The organism is Streptomyces sp. V3I7 (assembly GCF_030817495.1).
Lineage (GTDB): Bacteria > Actinomycetota > Actinomycetes > Streptomycetales > Streptomycetaceae > Streptomyces.
This window is the reverse complement of sequence record NZ_JAUSZK010000001.1, coordinates 4,206,704-4,229,858: the sequence shown is the minus strand read 5'-3', so window position 1 is coordinate 4,229,858 and position 23,155 is coordinate 4,206,704. Positions and strand designations below refer to the sequence as shown.

Here is a 23,155-nt window from a genome sequence, read left to right as displayed (position 1 = left end):
CACCCCTCCTACGTCAGCCGTGCCGGCGTCGGCGAGTCGGTCACCCGATGGCCAGCAGGACGGCCAGCAGGACCGCGCCCGCCACCGCCGGTGCCACGATCTCGTACGCCCAGCGGACCGTGACCTCGCCCTGGGACTTCCTCGCCGGTCCGCGCAGCTCCCGCAGTTCGCGCAGCTCGTCCATGACCTTGTCGGTCTCCGCGCGGATCGGGCCGCTGTCCACGTCGACCTGACCGGTCTGCGGGTCCGGTGCCGACAGGCCGCCGCCCAGCATGCCCAGTCCGCCGAGACCCCGGCGGCCGGGCTTCGCGCCGCCGCGGCTCTGCGCCTCCGCCCGGGCCTGCCGGCGCGCCGCCTTCTTGCGGGCGCCCAGGGAGACCGGGATCGCCCAGAGCTGGTACTTGGCGCCGGACTCGGCGACCGCCTCGTTGGAGAAGCCGGAGCGCAGGGTGGCGACCTCGCCCCAGGGCAGCACGATCACGCGGAACGGGTTGCGCACGCGCAGCCGGTCGTCGTTGGCGAAGACGGCCGGGCGCAGGGTGAAGGCGACCGCGAGCGGTACGACGAGAACAAGCGAGGCGAGCGCCAGCCACGGGGTCCGCCCCTCTCCTCTGAACAGCGCGTCGAGGCCGAGCCACAGCACGATGGCGAGCAGCAGCGCGCCGCCCACGAGTGCCATGGGGGAGCGGTAGATCCGGTCCCCGGCGGTGGGCCCCGAGGGGGGCTGCGCGGAGGGCTGGTGGTCCGGGGTCGTCATGGTGCCGATTCTGCCCGACGTCCCCGGACACACCGAGGTCCGGTTGCCGACATCACATGGGTGCTGTGACAGGTCCCCGGGGTGTACAGCCGCTACGCGCGTAGATATGCTCGGCTGGTGACCATGCCCACCAATGCCCTCACAGCGCAGGCTCTCGCTGACGTCACCGTGTCCGACAGCACGCTGCGCCGCTTCCTCCACGGGCTGCCCGGCGTCGACGCGGTCGGCCTGGAGGCGCGCGCCGCCTCCCTGGGTACCCGTTCCATCAAGACCACCGCGAAGGCGTACGCCATCGACCTCGCCATCTCGATGGTCGACCTGACGACGCTGGAAGGCGCGGACACCCCGGGCAAGGTCCGGGCGCTCGGCGCCAAGGCGGTCCATCCCGACCCCACCGACCGTACGACGCCGACGACCGCCGCGGTCTGCGTCTACCCCGACATGGTGGCCGTCGCCAAGGAGGCCGTCGCCGGTTCCGGTGTGAAGGTCGCCTCGGTCGCCACCGCCTTCCCGGCCGGCCGCGCCGCCCTCGGGGTGAAGCTGGCGGACGTGCGGGACGCCGTCGCCGCGGGCGCCGACGAGATCGACATGGTCATCGACCGTGGGGCGTTCCTCGCGGGGAACTACATGAAGGTGTACGACGAGATCGTCGCCGTGAAGGAGGCCTGCGGGACGTCGGCCCGCCTGAAGGTCATCTTCGAGACCGGTGAGCTGTCGACGTACGACAACATCCGGCGGGCGAGCTGGCTCGGCATGCTGGCCGGGGCCGACTTCATCAAGACCTCGACCGGCAAGGTCGCCGTCAACGCGACCCCGGCGAACACCCTGCTGATGCTGGAGGCCGTGCGCGACTTCCGCGCCCAGACCGGCGTCCAGGTCGGCGTGAAGCCGGCCGGCGGCATCCGCACCACCAAGGACGCCATCAAGTTCCTGGTCCTGGTCAACGAGACCGCGGGCGAGGACTGGCTGGACAACCACTGGTTCCGCTTCGGCGCCTCCTCGCTGCTGAACGACCTGCTGATGCAGCGTCAGAAGCTGGCCACCGGCCGCTACTCCGGCCCCGACTACGTGACGGTGGACTGATCACCATGGCATCTCTCTTCGAGTACGCGCCGGCGCCCGAGTCCCGCGCGGTCGTCGACATCGCGCCGTCCTACGGCCTGTTCATCGACGGCGAGTTCACCGAGGCCGCCGACGGCAAGGTCTTCAAGACGGTCTCCCCGTCCACCGAGGAGGTCCTCTCCGAGGTCGCCCAGGCCGGCGAGGCCGACGTCGACCGTGCGGTGAAGGCCGCGCGCAAGGCGTTCGAGAAGTGGTCGGCGCTGCCGGGCTCCGAGCGCGCCAAGTACCTGTTCCGCATCGCCCGGATCATCCAGGAGCGCAGCCGCGAGCTGGCCGTCCTGGAGACGCTGGACAACGGCAAGCCGATCAAGGAGACCCGCGACGCCGACCTCCCCCTGGTCGCCGCGCACTTCTTCTACTACGCGGGCTGGGCCGACAAGCTCGGCCACGCCGGGTTCGGCCCCGCGCCGAAGCCCCTGGGCGTGGCCGGCCAGGTCATCCCCTGGAACTTCCCGCTCCTGATGCTGGCGTGGAAGATCGCCCCGGCGCTGGCGACCGGCAACACGGTCGTCCTCAAGCCGGCCGAGACGACCCCCCTCTCCGCCCTGTTCTTCGCGGACATCTGCCGCCAGGCGGGCCTGCCCAAGGGTGTCGTCAACATCCTTCCCGGGTACGGCGACACGGGCGCCGCGCTGGTCGCGCACCCGGACGTCAACAAGGTCGCGTTCACCGGCTCGACGGCCGTCGGCAAGGAGATCGCGCGTACGGTCGCGGGCACGAGCAAGAAGCTCACGCTCGAACTGGGCGGCAAGGGCGCCAACATCGTCTTCGACGACGCCCCCATCGACCAGGCCGTCGAGGGCATCGTCACCGGCATCTTCTTCAACCAGGGCCAGGTCTGCTGCGCGGGCTCGCGCCTGCTGGTCCAGGAGTCGATCCAGGACGAGCTGCTCGACTCCCTCAAGCGCCGCCTGTCGACGCTGCGTCTCGGCGACCCGCTGGACAAGAACACGGACATCGGCGCGATCAACTCCGCCGAGCAGCTGGCCCGGATCACCGCGCTCGCCGACGCGGGCGAGGCGGAGGGCGCCGAGCGCTGGTCCCCGGCCTGCGAACTCCCTGAGAACGGCTACTGGTTCGCCCCGACGCTCTTCACGAACGTCACCCAGGCGCACACCATCGCCCGCGACGAGATCTTCGGCCCGGTGCTGTCGGTCCTCAGTTTCCGTACGCCGGACGAGGCGGTCGCCAAGGCGAACAACACGCAGTACGGCCTCTCGGCGGGCATCTGGACCGAGAAGGGCTCCCGGATCCTGGCCGTCGCCAACAAGCTGCGCGCCGGTGTCGTCTGGTCCAACACGTTCAACAAGTTCGACCCGACCTCGCCGTTCGGCGGTTACAAGGAGTCGGGCTTCGGCCGCGAGGGCGGCCGCCACGGCCTGGAGGCGTACCTCGATGTCTGAGAAGTCCGAGCAGCAGCGACTGAGTGTCTTCAAGACCTACAAGCTGTACGTCGGCGGGAAGTTCCCGCGTTCCGAGAGCGGCCGGGTGTACGAGGTGACGGACTCGAAGGGCAACTGGCTGGCGAACGCGCCCCTTTCCTCCCGTAAGGACGCCCGTGACGCCGTGGTGGCCGCCCGCAAGGCGTTCGGCGCGTGGTCCGGTGCGACCGCGTACAACCGTGGCCAGATCCTCTACCGCGTCGCCGAGATGCTGGAGGGCCGCAAGGAGCAGTTCGTCCGCGAGGTCGCCGACGCCGAGGGCCTGTCGAATGCGAAGGCGGCCGCGGTCGTCGACGCCGCGATCGACCGCTGGGTCTGGTACGCGGGCTGGACCGACAAGATCGTCCAGGTCGTGGGCGGCGGCAACCCGGTCGCGGGCCCGTTCTTCAACCTCTCCTCCCCCGAGCCGACCGGCGTGGTCGCGGTCCTGGCGCCGCAGGAGTCGTCCTTCCTGGGCCTGGTGTCCGTCATCGCCCCGGTGATCGCCACCGGCAACACGGCGGTCGTCGTCGCGAGCGAGAAGTCCCCGCTCCCGGCACTGTCGTTGGGCGAGGTGCTGGCCACCTCCGACCTGCCGGGCGGTGTCGTCAACGTCCTCTCCGGTCGTACGGCGGAGATCGCGGCCCCGCTGGCCGCGCACCAGGACGTCAACGCGATCGACCTCGCGGGCGCCGACGAGGTGCTGGCGAAGGAGCTGGAGATCGCGGCGGCGGACAACCTCAAGCGCGTTCTGCGTCCACAGCCTGTGGATGAAGTCGACTGGTCGGCGACGCCGGGCATCGACCGCATGACGGCGTTCCTGGAGACGAAGACCGTCTGGCACCCGACGGGTTCACTGGGCGCGTCCGGCTCGTCGTACTGACGGATCCCGACGCACGAGAGCCGCGCCACCCCGGCAACGGGCGGCGCGGCTCGGCGCGCTGGAGGCCTGCTGGAGCCCTGGTGGCGGCTTCAGCCCTAGGGCCTGTCGTTTGGATCATCCCGGCGTCGCGGGGTCTGGCACGCACATCTGCCGCGTTGTCGTCGGTTGCCAACTCCCCCACGCTCGGCTCCGCTCGCGCGGGGGGGGGACCCCCATCGCGTCGACGCCCTCCTCCGCCTTGCAGCTGCACGCACCAGACCCCGCTCGGGTCGGTCGAGAAGTACCGCACCTCACAGCCGGCCTGATCCAAACGACAGACCCTAGGCGCCGCCCAGCAGCCCCGTCACCTGCCCCACCACCGGGACCGACCCGATGGACGACGCCTGGGCGACCGGGCCCGTGAGCATCTTGGACGTCAGCGGCTTGAAGTCGGCGACCTGGGTACCGATGCCGTTGTCGAGCGGGTCGACGCCGGTGCCCGCGAGCGGGTTGGGCTTGAGGCCGGCGAGCGGCCCCGTGACGTACCCCACCGAGCCGGTCAGGCCCTCGAGGCCCGCCTGCGGGTCGATCTTGCCCGCCGACCCGGCACGGGACGGCACGTCGACGAGCGGGGCGCTGTCCGCGGACGCCGTCGCCGCGCCCGCGCCCAGGGCCGCCCCGGCGGTCACGAGGGCGATCAGGGCGCGCTGCGCGGTGCGGGCTTGAGGGGACGCGTGTCGGGCCATGACGGGAGCCGCCTTCTGATGCACAGGGTAATGATGTCGACGCACAGGGTAGTTGAGGTGTGACGCACGTACCAAAGCCGACCCGCTGGGTCGGCAACGGCCGCGGGATGCCTCAAACTGGTGTTCCGTGAGCATTCATCCGCCGTCCCCCGCCCGAGTCGTGCTGCTGTGCGGCCCCTCGGGCTCGGGCAAGTCACTCGTCGCCGCCCGTTCCGGGCTGCCCGTCCTGCGTCTCGACGACTTCTACAAGGAGGGCGACGATCCGACCCTGCCCCTGGTGGCCGGCAGTTCGGACATCGACTGGGACCATCCGCTGTCGTGGGACGCGGACGTCGCGGTCGAGGCCATCGCCCGGCTGTGTGCCACCGGGTCGGCGAGCGTGCCGGTGTACGACATCGCCAGGAGCGCCCGCACCGGCGAGGAGACGCTGCACATAGGCCGCACCCCGCTGTTCATCGCGGAGGGGGTCTTCGCGGCCGAGATCGTGGAGCGCTGCCGCGATCGGGGCGTGCTGGCCGACGCGCTGTGTCTGAGCCGCGGCCCGCTCGCCACTTTCCGCCGCCGCTTCCTGCGGGACCTCAAGGAGGGCCGTAAGTCGGTGCCGTTCCTGCTGCGCCGCGGCTGGCGGCTGATGCGCGCGGAGCGGACGATCGTCGCCCGCCAGGTGTCGCTGGGCGCCCACCCCTGCGACCGGGACGAGGCGCTCGGCCGACTGGCGGCCGCCGCGACCGGACACCCGCGGCGGACCCGGACAGCGGCGTAGCGCCCGTACCGCTCCCGCCTCTTGCACTCGTACGCGGACGAGTGTCCCCGTACACATGGAAGCGGGACTGGACGGCCCCCCCGGCCCTCCAGTCCCGTTCCTTTCCCCCGTCTCCCCCGTGCTCCCCGCCGCTTCCCCCGTGGCGGAGCCCCCTGTTCCCCCGTCCCCTGCCCCTCAGGCGACGAGCTCGCCGAAGGAGTTCTCCCGGTCACGGTCGAAGCTGAGGACCTCGTCCTCGCGCAGCCGGCGCAGCGAGCGCCAGATACTCGACTTCACCGTGCCGACGCTGATGCCGAGGATGTCCGCGATCTCCGGGTCCGTGCGGCCCTCGTAGTAGCGCAGGACCAGCATGGTGCGTTGGAGTTCGGGCAGCCGGCCGAGCGCCTGCCACAGGACCGCGCGCAGCTCGGTGCCGCGCATCGCGTCCGTCTCGCCGGGCGTCTCCGGCAGCTCCTCGGTCGGGTACTCGTTGACCTTGCGGCGCCGCCAGGCGCTGATGTGCAGGTTGGTCATGGTGCGGCGCAGGTATCCGCCGACCGCCGCCTTGTCGCTGATCCGCTCCCACGCCCGGTAGGTCGAGAACAGCGCGCTCTGCAGCAGGTCCTCGGCCTCGAAGCGGTCGCCGGTCAGGTGGTAGGCGGTCGCGTACAGGGAGGCGCGGCGCTCCTGGACGTACGCGGTGAACTCCGCCTCCGTCAGCGAGCGGCGCTCCCCCGTGTCCTCCCGGTACGCGGCTCCCCCGTGGCCCCCGTGACTTCCGTGGACCCCCGTGCTCCCCCCGGTACACGCGTCAACCACCGACATGTACGTGGTGTGCTGACGCCCGGCGCCGCGAGCGCACCCCCGCGGGCTCACGGCGCCGGACTTCTCACTCCCCCGGTGCACGTCGTGCAGACGCGTGACCACTGCGCTGGTGCTCATACCGTGCAGGGTGTTCATCTCGCGCCTCCCGTCGTGGACTTCCGTTGTTCCGGCCCGTCGTGCTGCCGTGCCTGTGCCGAACAGCTTGCCGCCGCGACTTCATCGCCATGTCCGCCGACTGTCACAGACCTGTCACAGGCCGGGGCGCCGTCGCAGAGGTCGTGGGACCGACCCCGCATGGGCCAGAATGAGCCCCGTGCCTTCCCTGTTGCTGATCGAGGACGACGACGCCATCCGTACGGCCCTGGAGCTCTCACTGACGCGCCAGGGACACCGGGTTGCCACCGCTGCCACCGGCGAGGACGGTCTGAAGATGCTGCGCGAGCAGCGGCCGGACCTGATCGTGCTGGACGTGATGCTGCCGGGCATCGACGGCTTCGAGGTGTGCCGCCGCATCCGGCGCACGGACCAGCTCCCGATCATCCTGCTGACCGCACGCAGCGATGACATCGACGTGGTGGTCGGCCTGGAGTCCGGCGCCGACGACTACGTCGTCAAACCCGTGCAGGGCCGGGTGCTCGACGCCCGGATCCGGGCCGTGCTGCGGCGCGGCGAGCGGGAGTCCACCGACTCGGCGACGTTCGGCAACGTCGTCATCGACCGCTCGGCGATGACGGTCACGAAGAACGGCGAGGACCTCCAGCTGACGCCGACCGAGCTCAGGCTGCTGCTCGAACTGAGCCGGCGCCCGGGGCAGGCCCTCTCCCGTCAGCAACTGCTGCGCCTGGTCTGGGAGCACGACTACCTCGGCGACTCGCGGCTCGTCGACGCCTGCGTGCAGCGGCTGCGCGCCAAGGTGGAGGACGTGCCGTCGTCGCCGACGCTCATCCGTACCGTCCGCGGTGTCGGCTACCGGCTGGACGCGCCCCAGTGACGGAATCGCAAGGGGGGCTGCGCGGCTGGGCCGCGGGCCGCAAGGGAGCTGTGTCGCGGTTGCGTTTCACAAGCCTGCGCCTGCGTCTGGTCGTGGTCTTCGGACTGGTCGCCCTCACCACCGCCGTGACGGCGTCGGGCATCGCCTACTGGCTGAACCGGGAGGCGGTCCTCACCCGCGCCCAGGACGCGGTGCTGCGCGACTTCCGGCAGGAGATGCAGAACCGCGCCGGCGCCCTGCCCCTGCACCCCACCCAGGACGAACTCCAGCGCACCGCGGGCCAGATGGCCGGCAGCAGTCAGCGCTTCAGCGTGCTGCTGGTCGCCGAGGACGCGGACCGCAAGACGGTGTACGGCAACTCCGGTGCCCTGAACGGGTTCTCGATGGAGGACGTGCCCCAGGCCCTGCGCACGGCCGTGGACAAGCGGCAGAAGGAGACCGGCGCCGACAAGGCGCCGTACCACCTGTACTGGCAGCGGGTCGTCGACCACGGCACCCCCTATCTGGTGGCCGGCACGAAGGTGATCGGCGGCGGCCCGACCGGCTACATGGTCAAGTCGCTCGAACCGGAGGCCAAGGACCTCAACTCCCTTGCCTGGTCGCTGGGAATCGCCACGGGACTCGCGCTGATCGGCTCGGCGCTGCTCGCCCAGGCCGCCGCGACCACCGTCCTGAAGCCGGTGCACCGGCTCGGTGTGGCCGCCCGGCGGCTCGGCGAGGGCAGGCTGGACACCCGGCTGCGCGTCTCGGGCACCGACGAACTCGCCGATCTGTCCGTGACGTTCAACAACGCGGCGGCCGCGCTGGAGAAGCGGGTCGCCGACATGGCCGCCCGCGACGAGGCCTCCCGCCGCTTCGTCGCCGACATGTCGCACGAGCTGCGCACCCCGCTGACCGCCATCACCGCCGTGACGGAGGTGCTGGAGGAGGAGCTGGAGTTCGAGTCCGGCAGCATCGACCCCATGATCGAGCCCGCCGTGCGGCTGGTGGTGAGCGAGACCCGCCGCCTGAACGACCTGGTCGAGAACCTCATGGAGGTCACCCGCTTCGACGCGGGCACCGCCCGGCTCGTCCTCGACGACGTCGACCTCGCCGACCAGATCACCGCCTGCATCGACGCCCGCGCCTGGCTGGACGCGGTGGAGCTGGACGCCGAGCGCGGCATCCACGCCCGCCTCGACCCGCGCCGCCTGGACGTCATACTCGCCAACCTGATCGGCAACGCCCTCAAGCACGGGGGCTCGCCGGTCCGGGTGTCGGTGCGCATAGAGGGCGACGCGCTCGTCATCGCGGTGCGGGACCACGGCCCGGGCATCCCCGAGGAGGTCCTGCCGCACGTCTTCGACCGCTTCTACAAGGCCAGCGCCTCCCGCCCGCGCTCCGAGGGCAGCGGTCTTGGCCTGTCCATCGCGCTGGCCAACGCCCACATCCACGGCGGCGAGATCACCGCGGCCAACTCTCCTGAGGGCGGTGCGGTGTTCACGCTGCGGCTGCCCCTGGACGCCTCGGAGCTGACACGGGAGACCGGCGACCGCGAGGGCGACGGCGACCGCGAGGGCGACGGCGACCGCGAGAAGACCGGCCGCGGCGGCAAGGACGCCGGGGCCGACGGCGCGCAGGGGGAGGCGCGATGAGCGTACGACGACTGCTGGCCCCGCTGGCGGCCCTGCCGGCCCTCGCCGCCCTGCTCACGGGCTGCGGGATCCGGGCCACCGAGGTGCCCACCGACTTCGGCGGGGCGCCCTCGCGGATGCCGTGCTCCCTGTCCGAGCCCGCCGTACCGTCCCAGACCGCGCACGGCGTGCCCGTCCAGGTCTTCCTGCTGTGCCGCTCCTCGCTGGTGACCGTCGACCGCTCGGTGCGCGTCCCCGAGGGCACCCCGGACGCCAAGCGGCGCGTGATCGTCGCCCTCGGCCTGCTGGACCAGCTCGCCGAGAACCCGTCACCGAGCGAGAAGGCGGCGGGCTACACGACGTACATCCGCGGCGGCATCGGCGTGGGCGGACCGCGGCGCACCGACCCCGAGGACACCCTGCGGCTCAGCACCGCGCCGGACCGCCTCACCCCGTACGCCCTCGCCCAGATCGTCTGCACCTTCTCCGACTCGGCGGCCGCCGAGGGCGACGGCTCGGTGATCCTCGGCGGCCCGGGCGACGAACCGCCCCGCCGCTACGAGTGCACCGACGACGTCCGCTCCAGGCCGGGCACCGCCCGGCCCCCCTCGAGCAGCGTGGCCGCGGGCTGAGACACCGACGCACCCGGGCGGGATGTGCCGTACGCCTCTTCCGTACGGGTGAGCGATCCGGAACCGTCGGCGCGCACGGGCGCGTCTAGGGGGGCGTGCAGCGTCAAGGCTCCATCGGCGGCAGCGCCGCGTTCCGCATCCGGGTGACAGGGGGCGTCCTCCTCGTCGCGCATCTCGCGTTCGTCGCCTGGCTGATGCTGCGACCCCTGGACGTGCCCTGGGTGATGCCCGCCAATCTGCGCCCGCTCGCCGGCATCCGCGCCGACCTGGCGCTGGGCTGGCCCGAGGCGGCCCGGCGGATCGGCGAGGGCCTCGCGCTCCTCGCCCCGCTCGGCGTGCTGCTGCCGATGACCCAGGGCCGGCTCAACGTCTCCCCGCTCGGCTCCCTGATCCGTACCGCCACCGCGGGCGCCCTCCTCTCCCTGGGCATCGCCCTGCTCCAGACCGGCGTTCCCGGCCGCGTCGTCGACATCGACTCGCTGCTGCTGAACACCACGGGCGTGGCCCTGGCCCACGTCGCCGTCGTCCCGGCGGGCCGCTCCTGGCTCCGCCGGCGAGGCCTGCGCCGCCCCGGCCCCCAGGAAGAGGCGTCTCAGGGACGGACCCCGACGATTCCCAGGGTCGGCATCGCCCCGTAGAGCGACGCCGGGACGGTTCGCGGGTTCGTACTGTGGAAGACAGACGGGGGCGGCCACACGGAGTCGCCTCCGAGCATCGTCCGCGAAGGAGCCACAAAAGATGACCGCCCTTGCCCGCCCCACCGAAGGCCGCATGATCGGCGGAGTGTGCGCAGCGCTGGCACGGCGCTTCGGTACCTCCGTGACGACGATGCGCGTGATCTTCCTGCTGTCCTGTCTGCTGCCTGGCCCGCAGTTCCTCATCTACATCGCGCTGTGGATCCTGCTCCCCTCGGAGAAGAACCCCCGCACCGCCTGGTAGACGTCGCGATCTGCCCGTACACGAACGCCGTTGGGGCGCACCCCGGGACGAGGGGGTGCGCCCCAACGGCGCGATGCGTGCGGGGCCCGGTCAGCCGAGCGGGACCCCGTTGACCGGCAGGCCGTGCGCGGACAGGCCCTGGACCGGCAGGCCGCCGAGCAGCCCGGCGACGGGCTTGGCGGGCCCGTCGGAGAGCGCCTGCTGCACGGCCGGCTGAGCGGCGGCGAGCCCGGTGCCGACGGCGCCCTGCCCCTGGCTGAGCGCCTGGCCGGCGCCCGGCAGCGCCTGCGCGACGTTCTGCGCGGGCAGGGTCTGGGTGACCGTGTCCAGCGCCTGGGAGGTGTCCGGGAGCGCCGGGGCCGCGGTCGCGGCGCCCGCGCCGGCGGCGGCGAAGGCGGCACCGAGAGCGGCGACACCGAGGGTCTTGGCAGCAGACTGCTTCATCGTGAATGCGTCCTTGAATTGCGACGTCGGGGGGACTTTGAGCGGTCCTCGACCGTAAACACGGTGGACCTCCCGCCGCAAACACCGAAATGCGGACGACACGTGAAGCCCGTTCATGCAACGCGCGCTCGCCGTACGCCTGTTCACTCTCCCTTTTCCGGAGAACTGCTGGTCACGGCCGTCTGCTGGAACAGCCATTCGGATTTCAATTCCGCATATCCGGGCTTGATGACGTCATTGATCATGGCCAGCCGTTCATCGAAAGGAATGAACGCTGATTTCATCGCATTGACGGAGAACCATTGGAGGTCGTCGAGCGTATAACCGAACGCGTCGACGAGATGCTCGAACTCCCGGCTCATGCTCGTCTGCGACATCAGACGGTTGTCCGTGTTGACGGTGGCCCGGAAGTGCAGCTGCCGCAGCAGCCCGATCGGGTGCTCGGCGTACGAGGCGGCCGCCCCGGTCTGGAGGTTGGAACTGGGGCACAGCTCGAGCGGGATGCGCTTGTCCCGTACGTACGAGGCGAGCCGCCCGAGCTTGACCGAGCCGTCGCCCTGGACCTGGATGTCGTCGATGATGCGCACCCCGTGCCCGAGCCGGTCGGCGCCGCACCACTGCAGCGCCTGCCAGATGGACGGGAGCCCGAAGGCCTCCCCGGCGTGGATGGTGAAGTGGTTGTTCTCCCGCTTCAGGTACTCGAAGGCGTCCAGGTGCCGGGTGGGCGGGTAGCCGGCCTCGGCGCCGGCGATGTCGAAGCCGACGACGCCCAGGTCCCGGTACCGATTGGCGAGTTCGGCGATCTCCAGTGCGCGGGCGGCGTGCCGCATCGCGGTGAGCAGGGCGCCGACCCGGATGCGGTGCCCGTTCGCGCGGGCCAGCCGCTCCCCCTGCCGGAAGCCCTCGTTGACGGCCTCGACGACCTCTTCGAGGCTCAGCCCGCCCTCCAGGTGCTGCTCGGGCGCGTACCGCACCTCGGCGTAGACGACCCCGTCCTCGGCGAGGTCCTCGGCGCACTCGCGGGCGACCCGGATCAGCGCGTCGCGGGTCTGCATGACGCCGACGGTGTGCGTGAAGGTCTCCAGGTACCGCTCAAGAGATCCGGAGTCGGCGGCCTCCCGGAACCAGACGCCGAGCTTGTCGGGGTCGGTCTCGGGCAGCTGGTCGTACCCGGTCTCCCGGGCGAGTTCGACGACGGTCCCGGGCCTGAGGCCCCCGTCGAGATGGTCGTGCAGCAGCACCTTGGGCGCCCGGCGGATCTGCTCCACCGTCGGCGCGTGCGCCACCGGCCCGGCCTTGAGGCCCCCCGCCGGCGCCTGGCCGTCCCCGCTCGGCGCGGCCTGGTTCGTCCCGTTCGGTGCGGTCTGGTTCTTCCCGTTCGGTGCGGTCTGGCTCGTCATTTCCGCACTCTAGTCCCGCGCCCCACCACCCCGCCGAACCGTTCCGCCGATACGCAACGGTGACCGCACGGAAGGGTGGCGTGCGCCGTTCCTTCTGACACTGTTCTGCTGTGACTCCACAGCAAGCGACGCCGATGCGAACGGCCAGGCTGGGAAGGGCGGTCGGTCAGGGGCCGACAGCGGTGTGCGGGGCGGTGCTGCTGCTCCCCGGGGGCGAGGAGGTCTCCGCGCGCAGACCGTCGGCCGTGTGGGCGGCGGCTTCCGTGCGGGCGTTCGGGCGGGCCGTGGGGCGGTCCGGGCGGGGAGAGGGTCTGGTCACGCATGTCGTGCACTACCGGTACCGCGGGTGGAACGGCGGCGAGGCGCATCCCGCGGCGGACGCGACCTGGGCCGCGGACGAGGTCGTACGGCGGTACGGGGACGTGCCCGTGTGTCTGGTCGGGGTCGGCATGGGGGGCCGGGCGGCGCTGCGGGCGGCCGGGCACGAGGCCGTCAACTCCGTGGTGGCGGTGGCCCCCTGGCTGCCTGAGGAGGATGCCGCGGCCACGCCGGAGCCGGTCAGGCAGCTGGCGGGGCGGCGGGTGCTGATCGTGCACGGTACGAACGACGAGCGGGCCGACCCGGAGCTGTCGTTCCGGCTGGCGGCGCGGGCGAAGAAGGCGAACCGGGACGTGTGCCGGTTCGAGGTGCACTCCGACGGGCACGGGCTGCACCAGCACCGCGACGAAGTCCTCGCGCTCACCGCGGACTTCGTGCGGGGCGCGCTGTTCGGGCACTCCCTGGCACGGCCCCTGGAGGACGCGCTGGCCGCGCCGCCGCCGATCGGGCTGCGGATGCCGTTGGCGGCGGGCTTCGGGCGGTCGCTGCGCGGGAGTTGACGTACGGGGTCAGGCGAGCAGGTTGCCCCTTCTTGAGGGTCAGGCGAGCAGGTTGCCCCTTCTCGACAGCAGGAACTTCTTGAAGGCCGCGACCGGGGGTGTGTCCGGGTGACCGTCCAGCCAGGCGACGCCGATCTCGCGGACGGCGCGCGGCGCGGTGACCGTGAGTTCCCTGACGCCGGGGCGGGGCCAGACCGGCGGGGGCAGGAGGGCGACGCCGAGGCCCGCGGCGACCAGGCCGCGCAGGGTCTCCGTCTCCTCCCCCTCGAAGGCGACCCGGGGCCGGAAGCCGGCCTCCGCGCACAGGTCGTCGGTGATGCGGCGCAGCCCGTAGCCGGGTTCGAGGGTCACGAAGGCCTCCTCGGCGGCCTCGGCCAGCCGGATGCGGCGCCGGGTCGCGAGGCGGTGGTCGGCGGGGACGACCAGGCGCAGCTTCTGCTCGTCGAGGCGGCGGGCGACCAGGTCGGGGGCGTCGGGGACGGGTGAGGTCAGACAGAGGTCCAGTTCGCCGGCGCGCAGCCGTTCCAGCATGGCCTCGCCGTAGTTCTGGACGAGGCTGAAGCGGATCCGCGGATGGTCGGCGCGGAATGCCTGGATGAGGCCGGGTACGGTCTCGGCGCCCATGGTGTGCAGGAAGCCGAAGGCGACCTTGCCGGCGGCGGGGTCGGCGTCGGCGCGTACCTCCTCGGCGGCGCGCTCGATCTCGGCGAGGGCGCGTTCGACGGAGGTGAGGAACGTACGGCCGGCGCGGGTGAGGGAGACGGTGCGGCCGCGGCGGGCGAAGAGCTCGACGCCGAGGTCGTCCTCCAGCCGGACCATGGCCCGGGAGAGGGTGGACTGCGGGACCTGGAGTTCGTGGGCGGCCCGGGTGACGTGCTCGGTGCGGGCGACCCCGGCGAAGTACGCGAGCCGGGGAGCGAGCGACATCGCCATGTCTTCTGTGTCACCGGACCGTGACAGTCGATCCGCTGACCTCTGCTGATGCACCATGGGAACGATTATGGCGATTCCATGCATTGGACGCATGAGGGGCCGCTCACTAACGTCGAAGCATGCCTGCCAGTACCGGGGCGCCCACCCTCATGGGCGCCGACCCCGCTGTCCCCGCCACCTCCCCCGACGCCTCCGACGTCCCCGACACCCGGATGACTCCGGGCGGCCCCGGCTACCGCCGGATGAGCCTCGCCCTCTTCCTCGCCGGTGTCGCGACCTTCGCCCTCCTCTACTCGACGCAGGCGCTGCTGCCGCTGATCTCGGGCGAGTTCCAGGTGGCCGCGAGCGAGGCGAGCTGGACGGTGGCGGCGGCGACCGGCGGTCTGGCGCTGTTCGTCCTGCCGATGAGCGCCCTGTCGGAGCGCTTCGGCCGCCGTACGGTGATGACGGCCTCGCTGGCGGTCGCGGTGTCGGTCGGTCTGCTGGTCCCCTTCGCCCCCTCGCTGCCCGCGCTGGTGGTGCTGCGCGCGGTGCAGGGCGCGGCGCTGGCCGGGCTTCCGGCGTCGGCGACGGCGTATCTGGCCGAGGAGGTCAGGCCGCGGGCGCTGGTCACGGCGATCGGTCTGTTCGTCGCGGGCAACAGCGTCGGCGGGATGAGCGGCCGGGTCATCACCGGCTGGGTCGCGCAGGAGTGGGGCTGGCGGATCGCGGTCGGTGTGATCGGCGTGCTGGCGGTGGCCTGCGCGGTGGCGTTCCGGCTGCTGCTGCCCACCCCGCGCCACTTCCGGCCGGGTTCGCTGCGCCCGGGTGTGCTGGTGCGTACGGTCCGGGGTCATCTGGCGAACCCGCTGCTGCGGCGCCTGTTCGCGATCGGCGCGCTGTTCATGACGGTGTTCGGCGGCGTGTACACGGTGATCGGCTACCGGCTGACGGCGGCTCCGTTCGGTCTGCCGCAGGGCATCGTCGGTTCGATCTTCCTGGTGTACCTGGTGGGGACGGTCTCGGCGTCGGCGGCGGGCCGGCTGGTCGGGCGGCTGGGCCGGCGCGGCGCGCTGTACCTGGCCGGCGGGACGACCGCCTCGGGCCTGCTGCTCTCCCTGGCCGACTCCCTCCCCCCGGTGCTGCTGGGCCTGGTGCTGATCACGGCCGGTTTCTTCGCGGGTCACGCGGTGGCGTCCTCGGCGGTCGGCAAGACGGCGACGAGCGGCCGCGCGCAGGCGTCGGCGCTGTACCAGTCGGCGTACTACGTCGGCTCCAGCGTGGGCAGCACGGTGGGCGCGATGGCCTTCCACGCGGGCGGCTGGGCCGGGACGGTCACGGTCGGCGTGCTCGCGGTCCTCGGCGTCGTGACGATCACCGTGCTCGGTACGCGCGCGGCCCGGGTGGCGGCGCGGCGGGAGCTGGTCACCGCGGCCTGAGCCCCCGTCCCCCCTTTCTTCGAAGTGAGCGAAAGCCCTGCCCAAGTCAGGGCTTTCGCTCACTTCGGGGACCGATGTCAGTGCACTGCGGTAACTTCCGAAGTGCTGGGGCGCGAAGACGCGCGACACAACGGCCACAGGGGTGGGCGGACGATGGGCAACGGCACGGCGACGACGGAACTCGATGTCGCACTGGAGAAGCACCGGACCGAACTGACCGGCTACTGCTACCGGATGCTCGGCTCGTCCTTCGAGGCCGAGGACGCCGTGCAGGACACCCTGGTCCGCGCCTGGCGCGGCTACGAGAACTTCCAGGGCCGCTCCAGCATCCGCTCCTGGCTGTACCGGATCGCGACGAACGTCTGCCTGGACATGCTGTCGGCGGGCAACAAGCGGGCGCGGCCGGTGGACCTGTCGGAGTCCACGCCGCTGGCGCAGTACGCCCTGTCCCCGCGCCCCGACCACACGTGGCTGGAGCCGATGCCCGACGCCCGGGTGCTGCCGTCGCTTGAGGATCCGGCGGAGGCGGCGGTCGCGAAGGAGTCGGTGCGGCTGGCGTTCATGGCCGCCCTTCAGGATCTGCCGCCCAAGCAGCGGGCGGTGCTGATCCTGCGTGAGGTGCTGGCCTGGCGGGCGAGCGAGGTCGCGGAGCTGCTGGGCACCTCGGTCGCATCGGTCAACAGCGCCCTGCAGCGGGCCCGGGCGACGCTCTCGGAGCGGGACGAGAAGGGTGCGCGGGCGGCCGTCTCCGACCCCCTGGACGAGGAGCAGCGGAAGCTGCTGGAGCGCTATGTGGCGGCGTTCGAGGGGTACGACATGACGGCGCTGACGGCGTTGCTGCACGAGGACGCCATCATGACGATGCCGCCGTTCGAGATGTGGCTGACCGGCCAGGCGGACATCGCGGGCTTCATGACGTCGATCGGCCACGAGTGCGAGGGCTCGCGTCTGCTGCCGGTGGAGGTGAACGGCCTGCCGGGCTTCGCCCACTACAAGCCGGACCCGCAGACGGGCGGTCTGTCGCCGTGGTCGATCCAGGTGCTGGAGATCTCAGACGGGCGCCTGACCGGGTTCCACTTCTTCCTGGACACCAAGCGGCTGTTCCCGCTGTTCGGTCTGCCCCTCCACCTCGAAGCGCAGTCCGGCGAGGTCGAGCAGGGCGAGTAGGCCGCGGTCGGGCCGGCGCAGCCGTATCCGGCCGCCGGCCCGCCGCGCGGCCAGTTCCAGCCGCGCGAGCAGGTCGACGGTCCCGAGCCGGGGCGGGCCGAGCGCGCGGACGTCGCAGACGACGACCGGTGCGCCGGCGGCCTCCAGCAGGAGCGTCACGTCGTCGCACAGCCCCCTCACCGCGTCCTGGGTGACGGGGCCGTCCAGTACGAGTACGGCGGGTGCCCTGGCGTCCACGTGCTGTAGACCGGCCGGGCCGCGCCAACTCATCGGTCGGTCAGGCGATGCGTCCGAGCACGACCGGCGACGCGGTGAACGCCGTGCCGGCCGGTGCGATGTCGTAGGAGCCCTCGATCGCCTCCAGGGCGTACGCGAAGCGCTCGGGGGTGTCGGTGTGCAGGGTGAGCAGCGGCTGGCCGGCGGTGACGGTGTCGCCGGGCTTGGCGTGCATCTCGATGCCCGCACCCGCCTGCACCGGGTCCTCCTTGCGGGCGCGGCCGGCGCCCAGGCGCCAGGCGCCGAGGCCGATGTCGTAGGCGTCGAGGCGGGTCAGGACGCCGGACGAGGCGGCGGTGACCACGTGCTGCTCCTTGGAGGTGGGCAGCGCGGCGTCGGGGTCGCCGCCCTGGGCCGCGATCATCCGGCGCCAGACGTCCATGGCGGAGCCGTCGGCGAGGGCCTTGGCCGGGTCGGCGTCCTTGATGCCGGCGGCGTCGAGCATCTCGCGGGCGAGGGCCAGGGTCAGCTCGACGACGTCGGCGGGGCCGCCGCCGGCGAGGACCTCGACCGACTCGCGGACCTCCAGCGCGTTGCCCGCGGTGAGGCCGAGCGGGGTCGCCATGTCGGTGAGCAGGGCGACCGTCTTCACGCCGTGGTCGGTGCCGAGGCCGACCATGGTGGAGGCGAGTTCGCGGGCGTCGTCCAGGTTCTTCATGAAGGCGCCGGAGCCGACCTTCACGTCCAGGACGAGGGAGCCGGTGCCCTCGGCGATCTTCTTGGACATGATCGAGGAGGCGATCAGCGGGATGGCCTCGACGGTGCCGGTGACGTCGCGCAGCGCGTACAGCTTCTTGTCGGCCGGGGCGAGGCCGTCGCCCGCGGCGCAGATGACCGCGCCGACGGTGTCGAGGACGTCCAGCATCTCCTCGTTGGACAGCAGCGCGCGCCAGCCGGGGATGGACTCCAGCTTGTCGAGGGTGCCGCCGGTGTGGCCGAGGCCCCGGCCGGAGAGCTGGGGGACGGCCGCGCCGCACGCGGCGACGAGCGGGGCGAGCGGGAGGGTGATCTTGTCGCCGACGCCGCCCGTGGAGTGCTTGTCGGCGGTGGGGCGGGAGAGCGAGGAGAAGTCCATGCGCTCGCCGGAGGCGATCATCGCGGCGGTCCAGCGGGCGATCTCACGGCGGTTCATGCCGTTGAGCAGGATGGCCATCGCGAGCGCGGACATCTGCTCGTCGGCGACCTCGCCGCGCGTGTACGCGTCGATGACCCAGTCGATCTGGTCGTCGCCGAGTTCACCGCGGTCGCGCTTGGTGCGGATGACGGAGATGGCGTCCATGGCCATGGCTGGCGTTTCCTTCCGGGGATCGAGAAACCGCGGCCCCTGCGATCCGCTCGGTGAGCGGGCCGCAGGGGCCGCAGGGCGTTACTTGGTGAGATGCTCCGGGCCGAAGGCCTGGGGGAGCATCTCCGACAGGGGCATGATGCCCGCCGGGGTGTCGAGGAGCAGGTCCGGCCCGCCGAACTCGTAGAGCAGCTGGCGGCACCGGCCGCACGGCACGAGCAGGGCGCCCGTTCCGTCGACGCAGGTGAAGTGCGTGAGCCGACCGCCTCCGGTGCGCTGGAGCTCGGAGACGAGGCCGCACTCGGCGCACAGGCCGAGTCCGTACGAGGCGTTCTCGACGTTGCAGCCGCCGACCGTGCGCCCGTCCTCGACGAGGGCCGCGGCGCCGACCGGGTAGCCGGAGTAGGGCGCGTAGGCGTGGGACATGGCGTCCCGCGCCACGGCGCGCAGCGTCTCCCAGTCGAATCCGGCGGCTGGGGTGGTCACTTGCCCTGTCCCTTCCGGTACGGCAGGCCGTCCGCCTTCGGCATCCGCAGCGACTGCGCGGACATCGACAGCACGAGCAGGGTGACGATGTACGGCGTCGCGGTGACCAGCTGGCGCGGGACCTCGTTGGTGCCGAGGTACCAGAGGAAGAGCGCCGCCGAGATCCCGACCGTGATCACGGCACTGACGTACTTCTTCTTCCACAGCAGGTACCCGGCGCCGAACACCAGCAGGATCGCGAGCAGCAGGATCAGCGCGTGGACGTTCACGGTGCCGCCGCGCAGGTTGAGGCTGTCGGTGTAGCCGAACAGGCCCGCGCCGAGCGCCAGTCCGCCCGGCATCCAGTTGCCGAAGATCATCGCGGCGAGGCCGATGTAGCCGCGGCCGGCGGTCTGGCCGTCCAGGTACACGTTCGAGGCGACGATCGACAGGAAGGCTCCGCCGAGGCCGGCGAAGGCGCCCGAGATGAGCACCGCGAGGTACTTGTACTTGTAGACGTTGACGCCGAGGGACTCGGCGGCCACCGGGTTCTCGCCGCAGGAGCGCAGGCGCAGACCGAAGGCGGTGCGCCACAGCACCCACCAGCTGACCGGGACCAGGGCGACGGCGATGACGGTGAGCGGCGACAGGTCGGTGACCAGACCGCCGATCAGGCCGGCGAGGTCGGAGACGAGGAACCAGTGCTTCTCGTTGAGGGTCTCCAGCCAGCCGGACAGGCCGGGGATGTCGAAGGTGCCGAGCGAGTCGACCGGCGGGGACTGCTTGGAGGAGCCCTGCGGGACGTTCTCGAAGGTGAACTTCGACAGGTAGCGGGTCGTGCCGAGCGCCAGGATGTTCAGCGCCACACCGGAGACGATGTGGTTGACGTTGAAGGTCACGGTGGCGATGGCGTGCAGCAGCGCGCCGAGAGCGCCGCCGATGATGCCGAGCGCGACACCGGCCCAGGGGCCCCACTGGTAGCCGGCCCAGGCACCGAACCAGGTGCCGAGGATCATCATGCCCTCGAGGCCGATGTTGACGATGCCCGCGCGCTCGGACCACAGGCCGCCGAGGCCGGCGAGGCCGATCGGCACGGCGAGGCGCAGGGCGGTGGACATCTGGCCGGTGGAGGTGATGCCGTCGGCGCCGGTGATGAGCCGGACGGCGGAGGTGAGCACCAGGACGCCCGCGATGATCAGCAGGAGCACCGGGAGCGACATGCGGCGGCGGCCCTTGGCGGGGGCGCTCGCCTTCGGCTTCGCGACGGTCGCGGTGGTCATGCCGCCGCCACCTCCTTCTTGGTGTTCGGGGCGGCGGCCGCGGCGGCCAGCTCGGCGCCGACCCGGCGCTGCTGGCGGCGCAGGCCCCACTGGCGTACGGCGGCGTACGAGATGACGACGGAGAAGACGATCAGGCCCTGCATGATCGTCGCGATCTCCTTCTCGTACGGCTCCGGAACCGCGTAGTCGAGGGCGGGCGAGGCCTTGTCGAGGAAGGCCCACAGCAGGGCGGCGAGCGCGATGCCGCCGGGGTTGTTGCGGCCGAGCAGGGCGATGCCGATGGCGGTGAAGCCGAGACCGGCCGGGAAGCTCAGGCTGTAGGTGTGGGTGTCGCCGAGCAGCAGCGGCAGGCCGGAGAGCCCGGCGACCGCGCCGGAGATCAGCATGGCGGTGAGCACCATGCGCTTGGCGTTGACGCCGGAGGCGCGGGCCGCGGTCTCGGAGGCGCCGGTGGCGCGCAGGTCGAAGCCGAAGCGGGTGCGGTTGAGGACGACCCAGTACGCGACGCCGAGCAGGACGGCGAGGAAGACCAGGCCGTAGATCTCGCCGACGTCCGAGCCGAGGTTGATGCCGGGGACCCAGCCGGACTCGGCCATCGTGCCGGTCGTCATGTTGTTGCCGACCTGGACGCCCCAGACGTCGGCGAGGGTGACGTAGCCGATGACGCTGGTGGCGATGGCGTTGAGCATGATCGTCGCGACGACCTCGCTGACGCCGCGGGTGATCTTCAGGACGCCCGCGATGCCGGCCCAGAAGGCGCCGGTGGCCATGGCGACCAGCAGGAGCACGGGGATCTGGAGGAAGCCCGGCAGCGCGAGGTGCGCACCGACGACGGCGGTCATCACGGCGGCGAGCCGGTACTGGCCGTCGACGCCGATGTTGAACAGGTTCATCCGGAAGCCGAGGGCGACCGCGATGGCGGCGATGTAGTACATCGACGCCTGGTTGACGATGAGGACCTGGATGTCCGAGTACGGCAGCTGCTCGAGCATCAGCTGGTACGGCTCGAACGGGTTCTTGCCCGAGGCGAGCAGGACGACCGAGGTCAGCGCGATCGCCAGGAGGAGGGCGATGACCGGTCCGGCCACGCCGAGGAGCAGGCGCTCCTTGTCGAACTTCTTCATCGGGCCTCGTCCTCCGGGCCTGCGTCTTCGTCGGTGGTCTCTATGTGTTCGAGGTGACCGGACGCGGCGCCCGTCATGGCGGTGCCCAGCTCCTCGGGCGTGATCGTGGCCGGGTCGGCGTCCGCGACCAGCTTGCCGTCGTAGATCACGCGCAGGGTGTCGGACAGGCCGATCAGCTCGTCCAGGTCGGCGGAGATCAGCAGCACGGCCAGGCCCTCGCGGCGGGCCTCGCGGATGCGGTCCCAGATCTGCGCCTGGGCGCCGACGTCCACACCGCGGGTGGGGTGGGCGGCGATCAGGAACTTGGGGTCGTGGCTCATCTCGCGGCCGACGATCAGCTTCTGCTGGTTGCCGCCGGAGAGGGAGGCCGCGGTGACGTCGATGCCGGGCGTGCGGACGTCGTACTGCTCGACGATCCGGCGGGTGTCGTCCTGGGCGCTCTTGGGGTCGAGCCAGAAGCCCTTGGCGTTGGGCTTCTCGGTGACATGGCCGAGGATGCGGTTCTCCCACAGCGGGGATTCCAGGAGCAGGCCCTGGCGGTGGCGGTCCTCGGGGATGTAGCCGACGCCCTGCTCGCGGCGCTTGCGGGTGGGCCAGCCGGTGATGTCCTCGCCGAGGAACTCGATCACACCGGAGTCGGCGTGCTTGACGCCGATCAGCGCGTCGATGAGCTCGGTCTGGCCGTTGCCCTCGACGCCCGCGATGCCCATGACCTCGCCGGCGTGGATGGTGAAGGAGACGTCGTCGAGGACGCGCTTGGTCTCGCCGCCGCCCGCGAAGTCGGTGAGGCCGCCGGCCGCCGGCTCGTCGAAGTCACCGAGGGAGGCGCCGCCGCTGGCGTGGACGGTCAGGTTCCGCACCGAGATGACGGGCCGGTCGGTGACCGTCGACTCGGCGGTCTCCGGGGTGGGCAGCTCGCTGCCGACCATCAGCTCCGCGAGCTGACGGGGAGTCGTCTCGGCGGGGACGGCCGTGCCGACCGTCGTGCCGCGCCGGATGACGGTGATGTCGTCGGCGACGGACAGCACCTCGCCCAGCTTGTGCGAGATGAAGATGACGGACAGGCCCTCGGACTTGAGCTCGCGCAGGTTGTCGAAGAGCGCGTCGACCTCCTGCGGCACGAGGACGGCGGTCGGCTCGTCGAGGATCAGGGTGCGGGCGCCCCGGTAGAGGACCTTGAGGATCTCCACGCGCTGCCGGTCGGCGACGCCGAGGTCCTCCACGAGCACGTCCGGGCGTACGCCCAGGCCGTAGCGCTCGGAGATCTCCTTGATCTTCCTGCGGGCGCCGCCGCCGATGCCGTACAGCTTCTCGCTGCCGAGCACGACGTTCTCGAGGACGGTGAGGTTGTCCGCCAGCATGAAGTGCTGGTGGACCATGCCGATGCCGCGGACGATGGCGTCGGCGGGGCTGTGGAAGCTGACCTGCTCGCCGTCGATCGTGATGGTGCCCTCGTCCGGCTTCTGCATGCCGTAGAGGATCTTCATCAGGGTCGACTTGCCGGCACCGTTCTCCCCGACCAGGGCGTGCACGGTGCCCTTGCGGACGGTCAGACGGATGTCGTGGTTGGCGACGACACCGGGGAATCGCTTGGTGATACCCGCGAGCTCCACCGCGACGGTCGAAGGAGCGGTGGGCGGAGGGCTGCTGGACGCGTCGATGGCGCACTCTCCTTGGGGAAGGGGCCACTCTATGCGCGTAGCGCCCCTGCTGTGAATAGTGCCCGGAACCGGGTCGCGCTCGATCCGGTCCGAGCATTCTGCCGCGCGAACGGGGTGCGGGTCGGCTTCCTTCCCGCACCCCGTTCCGTGGCCGTCAACGCTGCCATTACGGCG

General features: G+C 71.7%; 24 protein-coding genes. 12 read left to right on the top strand and 12 right to left on the bottom strand.

Annotation, left to right across the window (positions count from 1 at the left end):
- Nucleotides 1-40 precede the first annotated feature (40 nt).
- Nucleotides 41-757: a PH domain-containing protein gene (locus QFZ74_RS19815; protein WP_307622136.1), complete on the bottom strand. Its 717-nt coding sequence runs from the start codon at nt 755-757 to the stop codon at nt 41-43.
- Between the two features lie 123 nt (nt 758-880).
- Here QFZ74_RS19815 and deoC point away from each other — a divergent pair, with 123 nt between their 5' ends.
- From deoC to QFZ74_RS19800, 3 genes are read left to right on the top strand one after another with little or no spacing between them, the layout of a single operon-like run.
- Nucleotides 881-1,840 carry a deoxyribose-phosphate aldolase gene (gene deoC / locus QFZ74_RS19810; protein WP_307624213.1) on the top strand — a complete coding sequence of 320 codons (960 nt, stop codon included), beginning with the start codon at nt 881-883 and terminating at the stop codon, nt 1,838-1,840.
- A gap of 5 nt (nt 1,841-1,845) precedes the next feature.
- Nucleotides 1,846-3,282: an aldehyde dehydrogenase family protein gene (locus QFZ74_RS19805; protein WP_307622135.1), complete on the top strand. Its 1,437-nt coding sequence runs from the start codon at nt 1,846-1,848 to the stop codon at nt 3,280-3,282.
- Nucleotides 3,275-4,183 (top strand): aldehyde dehydrogenase family protein, encoded by a 909-nt coding sequence (locus QFZ74_RS19800; protein ID WP_307622134.1) that lies wholly within the window; start codon nt 3,275-3,277, stop codon nt 4,181-4,183. Before QFZ74_RS19805 ends, QFZ74_RS19800 begins: the two co-directional genes overlap by 8 nt.
- A gap of 320 nt (nt 4,184-4,503) precedes the next feature.
- Here QFZ74_RS19800 and QFZ74_RS19795 read toward each other — a convergent pair whose 3' ends face one another.
- The gene (locus QFZ74_RS19795; RefSeq protein WP_307622133.1) at nt 4,504-4,908 is read right to left on the bottom strand and encodes a hypothetical protein; all 405 of its coding nucleotides are present in this window, start codon (nt 4,906-4,908) and stop codon (nt 4,504-4,506) included.
- Between the two features lie 127 nt (nt 4,909-5,035).
- Between QFZ74_RS19795 and QFZ74_RS19790 the strand changes: the two genes are divergently transcribed.
- On the top strand, nt 5,036-5,671 hold the full coding sequence (locus QFZ74_RS19790) for a uridine kinase (protein ID WP_307622132.1): 636 nt from the start codon (nt 5,036-5,038) through the stop codon (nt 5,669-5,671).
- 174 nt (nt 5,672-5,845) lie between these two features.
- Here QFZ74_RS19790 and QFZ74_RS19785 read toward each other — a convergent pair whose 3' ends face one another.
- Entirely contained in the window at nt 5,846-6,610 is a 765-nt protein-coding gene (locus QFZ74_RS19785; protein WP_307622131.1) for a SigE family RNA polymerase sigma factor, read from the bottom strand.
- A 178-nt stretch (nt 6,611-6,788) separates the two neighbouring features.
- Between QFZ74_RS19785 and afsQ1 the strand changes: the two genes are divergently transcribed.
- The 5 genes from afsQ1 (at nt 6,789) to QFZ74_RS19760 (ending at nt 10,650) form a co-directional block, all read left to right on the top strand.
- Nucleotides 6,789-7,466, top strand: a complete 678-nt coding sequence (afsQ1, locus tag QFZ74_RS19780) for a two-component system response regulator AfsQ1 (protein ID WP_307622130.1) — start codon at nt 6,789-6,791, stop codon at nt 7,464-7,466.
- Nucleotides 7,463-9,100, top strand: a complete 1,638-nt coding sequence (locus QFZ74_RS19775; RefSeq protein WP_307622129.1) for a HAMP domain-containing sensor histidine kinase — start codon at nt 7,463-7,465, stop codon at nt 9,098-9,100. Before afsQ1 ends, QFZ74_RS19775 begins: the two co-directional genes overlap by 4 nt.
- Nucleotides 9,097-9,711: a hypothetical protein gene (locus QFZ74_RS19770; RefSeq protein WP_307622128.1), complete on the top strand. Its 615-nt coding sequence runs from the start codon at nt 9,097-9,099 to the stop codon at nt 9,709-9,711. The genes QFZ74_RS19775 and QFZ74_RS19770 overlap by 4 nt, the downstream gene beginning before the upstream one ends.
- A gap of 95 nt (nt 9,712-9,806) precedes the next feature.
- Nucleotides 9,807-10,349: a VanZ family protein gene (locus QFZ74_RS19765; protein ID WP_307622127.1), complete on the top strand. Its 543-nt coding sequence runs from the start codon at nt 9,807-9,809 to the stop codon at nt 10,347-10,349.
- 100 nt (nt 10,350-10,449) lie between these two features.
- Nucleotides 10,450-10,650 carry a PspC domain-containing protein gene (locus QFZ74_RS19760; protein WP_307622126.1) on the top strand — a complete coding sequence of 67 codons (201 nt, stop codon included), beginning with the start codon at nt 10,450-10,452 and terminating at the stop codon, nt 10,648-10,650.
- Nucleotides 10,651-10,740: 90 nt separating this feature from the next.
- On the opposite strand, the gene QFZ74_RS19755 is transcribed toward QFZ74_RS19760, so the two are convergent.
- On the bottom strand, nt 10,741-11,094 hold the full coding sequence (locus QFZ74_RS19755) for an ATP-binding protein (protein ID WP_307622125.1): 354 nt from the start codon (nt 11,092-11,094) through the stop codon (nt 10,741-10,743).
- A 143-nt stretch (nt 11,095-11,237) separates the two neighbouring features.
- Entirely contained in the window at nt 11,238-12,494 is a 1,257-nt protein-coding gene (locus QFZ74_RS19750) for an adenosine deaminase (protein ID WP_373462413.1), read from the bottom strand.
- A 134-nt stretch (nt 12,495-12,628) separates the two neighbouring features.
- On the opposite strand from QFZ74_RS19750, the gene QFZ74_RS19745 reads away from it, so the two are divergent.
- Nucleotides 12,629-13,372: an alpha/beta hydrolase gene (locus QFZ74_RS19745; RefSeq protein WP_307624211.1), complete on the top strand. Its 744-nt coding sequence runs from the start codon at nt 12,629-12,631 to the stop codon at nt 13,370-13,372.
- A gap of 39 nt (nt 13,373-13,411) precedes the next feature.
- Here the strand turns inward: QFZ74_RS19745 and QFZ74_RS19740 are convergent, their stop codons facing one another.
- Nucleotides 13,412-14,362, bottom strand: coding sequence for a LysR family transcriptional regulator (locus QFZ74_RS19740; RefSeq protein ID WP_307622124.1), 951 nt, complete (start codon nt 14,360-14,362; stop codon nt 13,412-13,414).
- Between the two features lie 62 nt (nt 14,363-14,424).
- Here QFZ74_RS19740 and QFZ74_RS19735 point away from each other — a divergent pair, with 62 nt between their 5' ends.
- Nucleotides 14,425-15,723 (top strand): MFS transporter, encoded by a 1,299-nt coding sequence (locus QFZ74_RS19735; protein ID WP_307622123.1) that lies wholly within the window; start codon nt 14,425-14,427, stop codon nt 15,721-15,723.
- A 153-nt stretch (nt 15,724-15,876) separates the two neighbouring features.
- Nucleotides 15,877-16,890: a sigma-70 family RNA polymerase sigma factor gene (locus tag QFZ74_RS19730; protein WP_307622122.1), complete on the top strand. Its 1,014-nt coding sequence runs from the start codon at nt 15,877-15,879 to the stop codon at nt 16,888-16,890.
- On the opposite strand, the gene QFZ74_RS19725 is transcribed toward QFZ74_RS19730, so the two are convergent.
- The 6 genes from QFZ74_RS19725 to QFZ74_RS19700 form a co-directional block, all read right to left on the bottom strand.
- Nucleotides 16,774-17,160, bottom strand: a complete 387-nt coding sequence (locus tag QFZ74_RS19725) for an STAS domain-containing protein (protein WP_307622121.1) — start codon at nt 17,158-17,160, stop codon at nt 16,774-16,776. The two genes, QFZ74_RS19730 and QFZ74_RS19725, sit on opposite strands and share 117 nt — an antisense overlap.
- Nucleotides 17,161-17,167: 7 nt before the next feature.
- Complete coding sequence (locus QFZ74_RS19720; protein WP_307622120.1) at nt 17,168-18,451, bottom strand: thymidine phosphorylase; 1,284 nt, start codon at nt 18,449-18,451, stop codon at nt 17,168-17,170.
- 81 nt (nt 18,452-18,532) lie between these two features.
- The gene (locus QFZ74_RS19715; RefSeq protein WP_307622119.1) at nt 18,533-18,937 is read right to left on the bottom strand and encodes a cytidine deaminase; all 405 of its coding nucleotides are present in this window, start codon (nt 18,935-18,937) and stop codon (nt 18,533-18,535) included.
- A complete protein-coding gene (locus tag QFZ74_RS19710; RefSeq protein ID WP_307622118.1) occupies nt 18,934-20,196 on the bottom strand; it encodes an ABC transporter permease in 1,263 nt (420 codons plus the stop codon). Before QFZ74_RS19710 ends, QFZ74_RS19715 begins: the two co-directional genes overlap by 4 nt.
- Nucleotides 20,193-21,320, bottom strand: coding sequence for an ABC transporter permease (locus QFZ74_RS19705; protein ID WP_307622117.1), 1,128 nt, complete (start codon nt 21,318-21,320; stop codon nt 20,193-20,195). The genes QFZ74_RS19710 and QFZ74_RS19705 overlap by 4 nt, the downstream gene beginning before the upstream one ends.
- Nucleotides 21,317-22,981: an ABC transporter ATP-binding protein gene (locus QFZ74_RS19700; protein WP_307624210.1), complete on the bottom strand. Its 1,665-nt coding sequence runs from the start codon at nt 22,979-22,981 to the stop codon at nt 21,317-21,319. Before QFZ74_RS19700 ends, QFZ74_RS19705 begins: the two co-directional genes overlap by 4 nt.
- Between the last annotated feature and the right edge of the window lie 174 nt (nt 22,982-23,155).

Bases quoted from the DNA above. Each gene is read 5' to 3' on its own strand.
- QFZ74_RS19815 (WP_307622136.1), bottom strand. From the start codon at position 757: ATGACGACCCCGGACCACCAGCCCTCCGCGCAGCCCCCCTCGGGGCCC.
- deoC (WP_307624213.1), top strand. From the start codon at position 881: ATGCCCACCAATGCCCTCACAGCGCAGGCTCTCGCTGACGTCACCGTG.
- QFZ74_RS19805 (WP_307622135.1), top strand. From the start codon at position 1,846: ATGGCATCTCTCTTCGAGTACGCGCCGGCGCCCGAGTCCCGCGCGGTC.
- QFZ74_RS19800 (WP_307622134.1), top strand. From the start codon at position 3,275: ATGTCTGAGAAGTCCGAGCAGCAGCGACTGAGTGTCTTCAAGACCTAC.
- QFZ74_RS19795 (WP_307622133.1), bottom strand. From the start codon at position 4,908: ATGGCCCGACACGCGTCCCCTCAAGCCCGCACCGCGCAGCGCGCCCTG.
- QFZ74_RS19785 (WP_307622131.1), bottom strand. From the start codon at position 6,610: ATGAACACCCTGCACGGTATGAGCACCAGCGCAGTGGTCACGCGTCTG.
- QFZ74_RS19770 (WP_307622128.1), top strand. From the start codon at position 9,097: ATGAGCGTACGACGACTGCTGGCCCCGCTGGCGGCCCTGCCGGCCCTC.
- QFZ74_RS19760 (WP_307622126.1), top strand. From the start codon at position 10,450: ATGACCGCCCTTGCCCGCCCCACCGAAGGCCGCATGATCGGCGGAGTG.
- QFZ74_RS19755 (WP_307622125.1), bottom strand. From the start codon at position 11,094: ATGAAGCAGTCTGCTGCCAAGACCCTCGGTGTCGCCGCTCTCGGTGCC.
- QFZ74_RS19750 (WP_373462413.1), bottom strand. From the start codon at position 12,494: ATGACGAGCCAGACCGCACCGAACGGGAAGAACCAGACCGCACCGAAC.
- QFZ74_RS19745 (WP_307624211.1), top strand. From the start codon at position 12,629: ATGCGAACGGCCAGGCTGGGAAGGGCGGTCGGTCAGGGGCCGACAGCG.
- QFZ74_RS19740 (WP_307622124.1), bottom strand. From the start codon at position 14,362: ATGGTGCATCAGCAGAGGTCAGCGGATCGACTGTCACGGTCCGGTGAC.
- QFZ74_RS19735 (WP_307622123.1), top strand. From the start codon at position 14,425: ATGCCTGCCAGTACCGGGGCGCCCACCCTCATGGGCGCCGACCCCGCT.
- QFZ74_RS19730 (WP_307622122.1), top strand. From the start codon at position 15,877: ATGGGCAACGGCACGGCGACGACGGAACTCGATGTCGCACTGGAGAAG.
- QFZ74_RS19725 (WP_307622121.1), bottom strand. From the start codon at position 17,160: ATGAGTTGGCGCGGCCCGGCCGGTCTACAGCACGTGGACGCCAGGGCA.
- QFZ74_RS19720 (WP_307622120.1), bottom strand. From the start codon at position 18,451: ATGGCCATGGACGCCATCTCCGTCATCCGCACCAAGCGCGACCGCGGT.
- QFZ74_RS19710 (WP_307622118.1), bottom strand. From the start codon at position 20,196: ATGACCACCGCGACCGTCGCGAAGCCGAAGGCGAGCGCCCCCGCCAAG.
- QFZ74_RS19705 (WP_307622117.1), bottom strand. From the start codon at position 21,320: ATGAAGAAGTTCGACAAGGAGCGCCTGCTCCTCGGCGTGGCCGGACCG.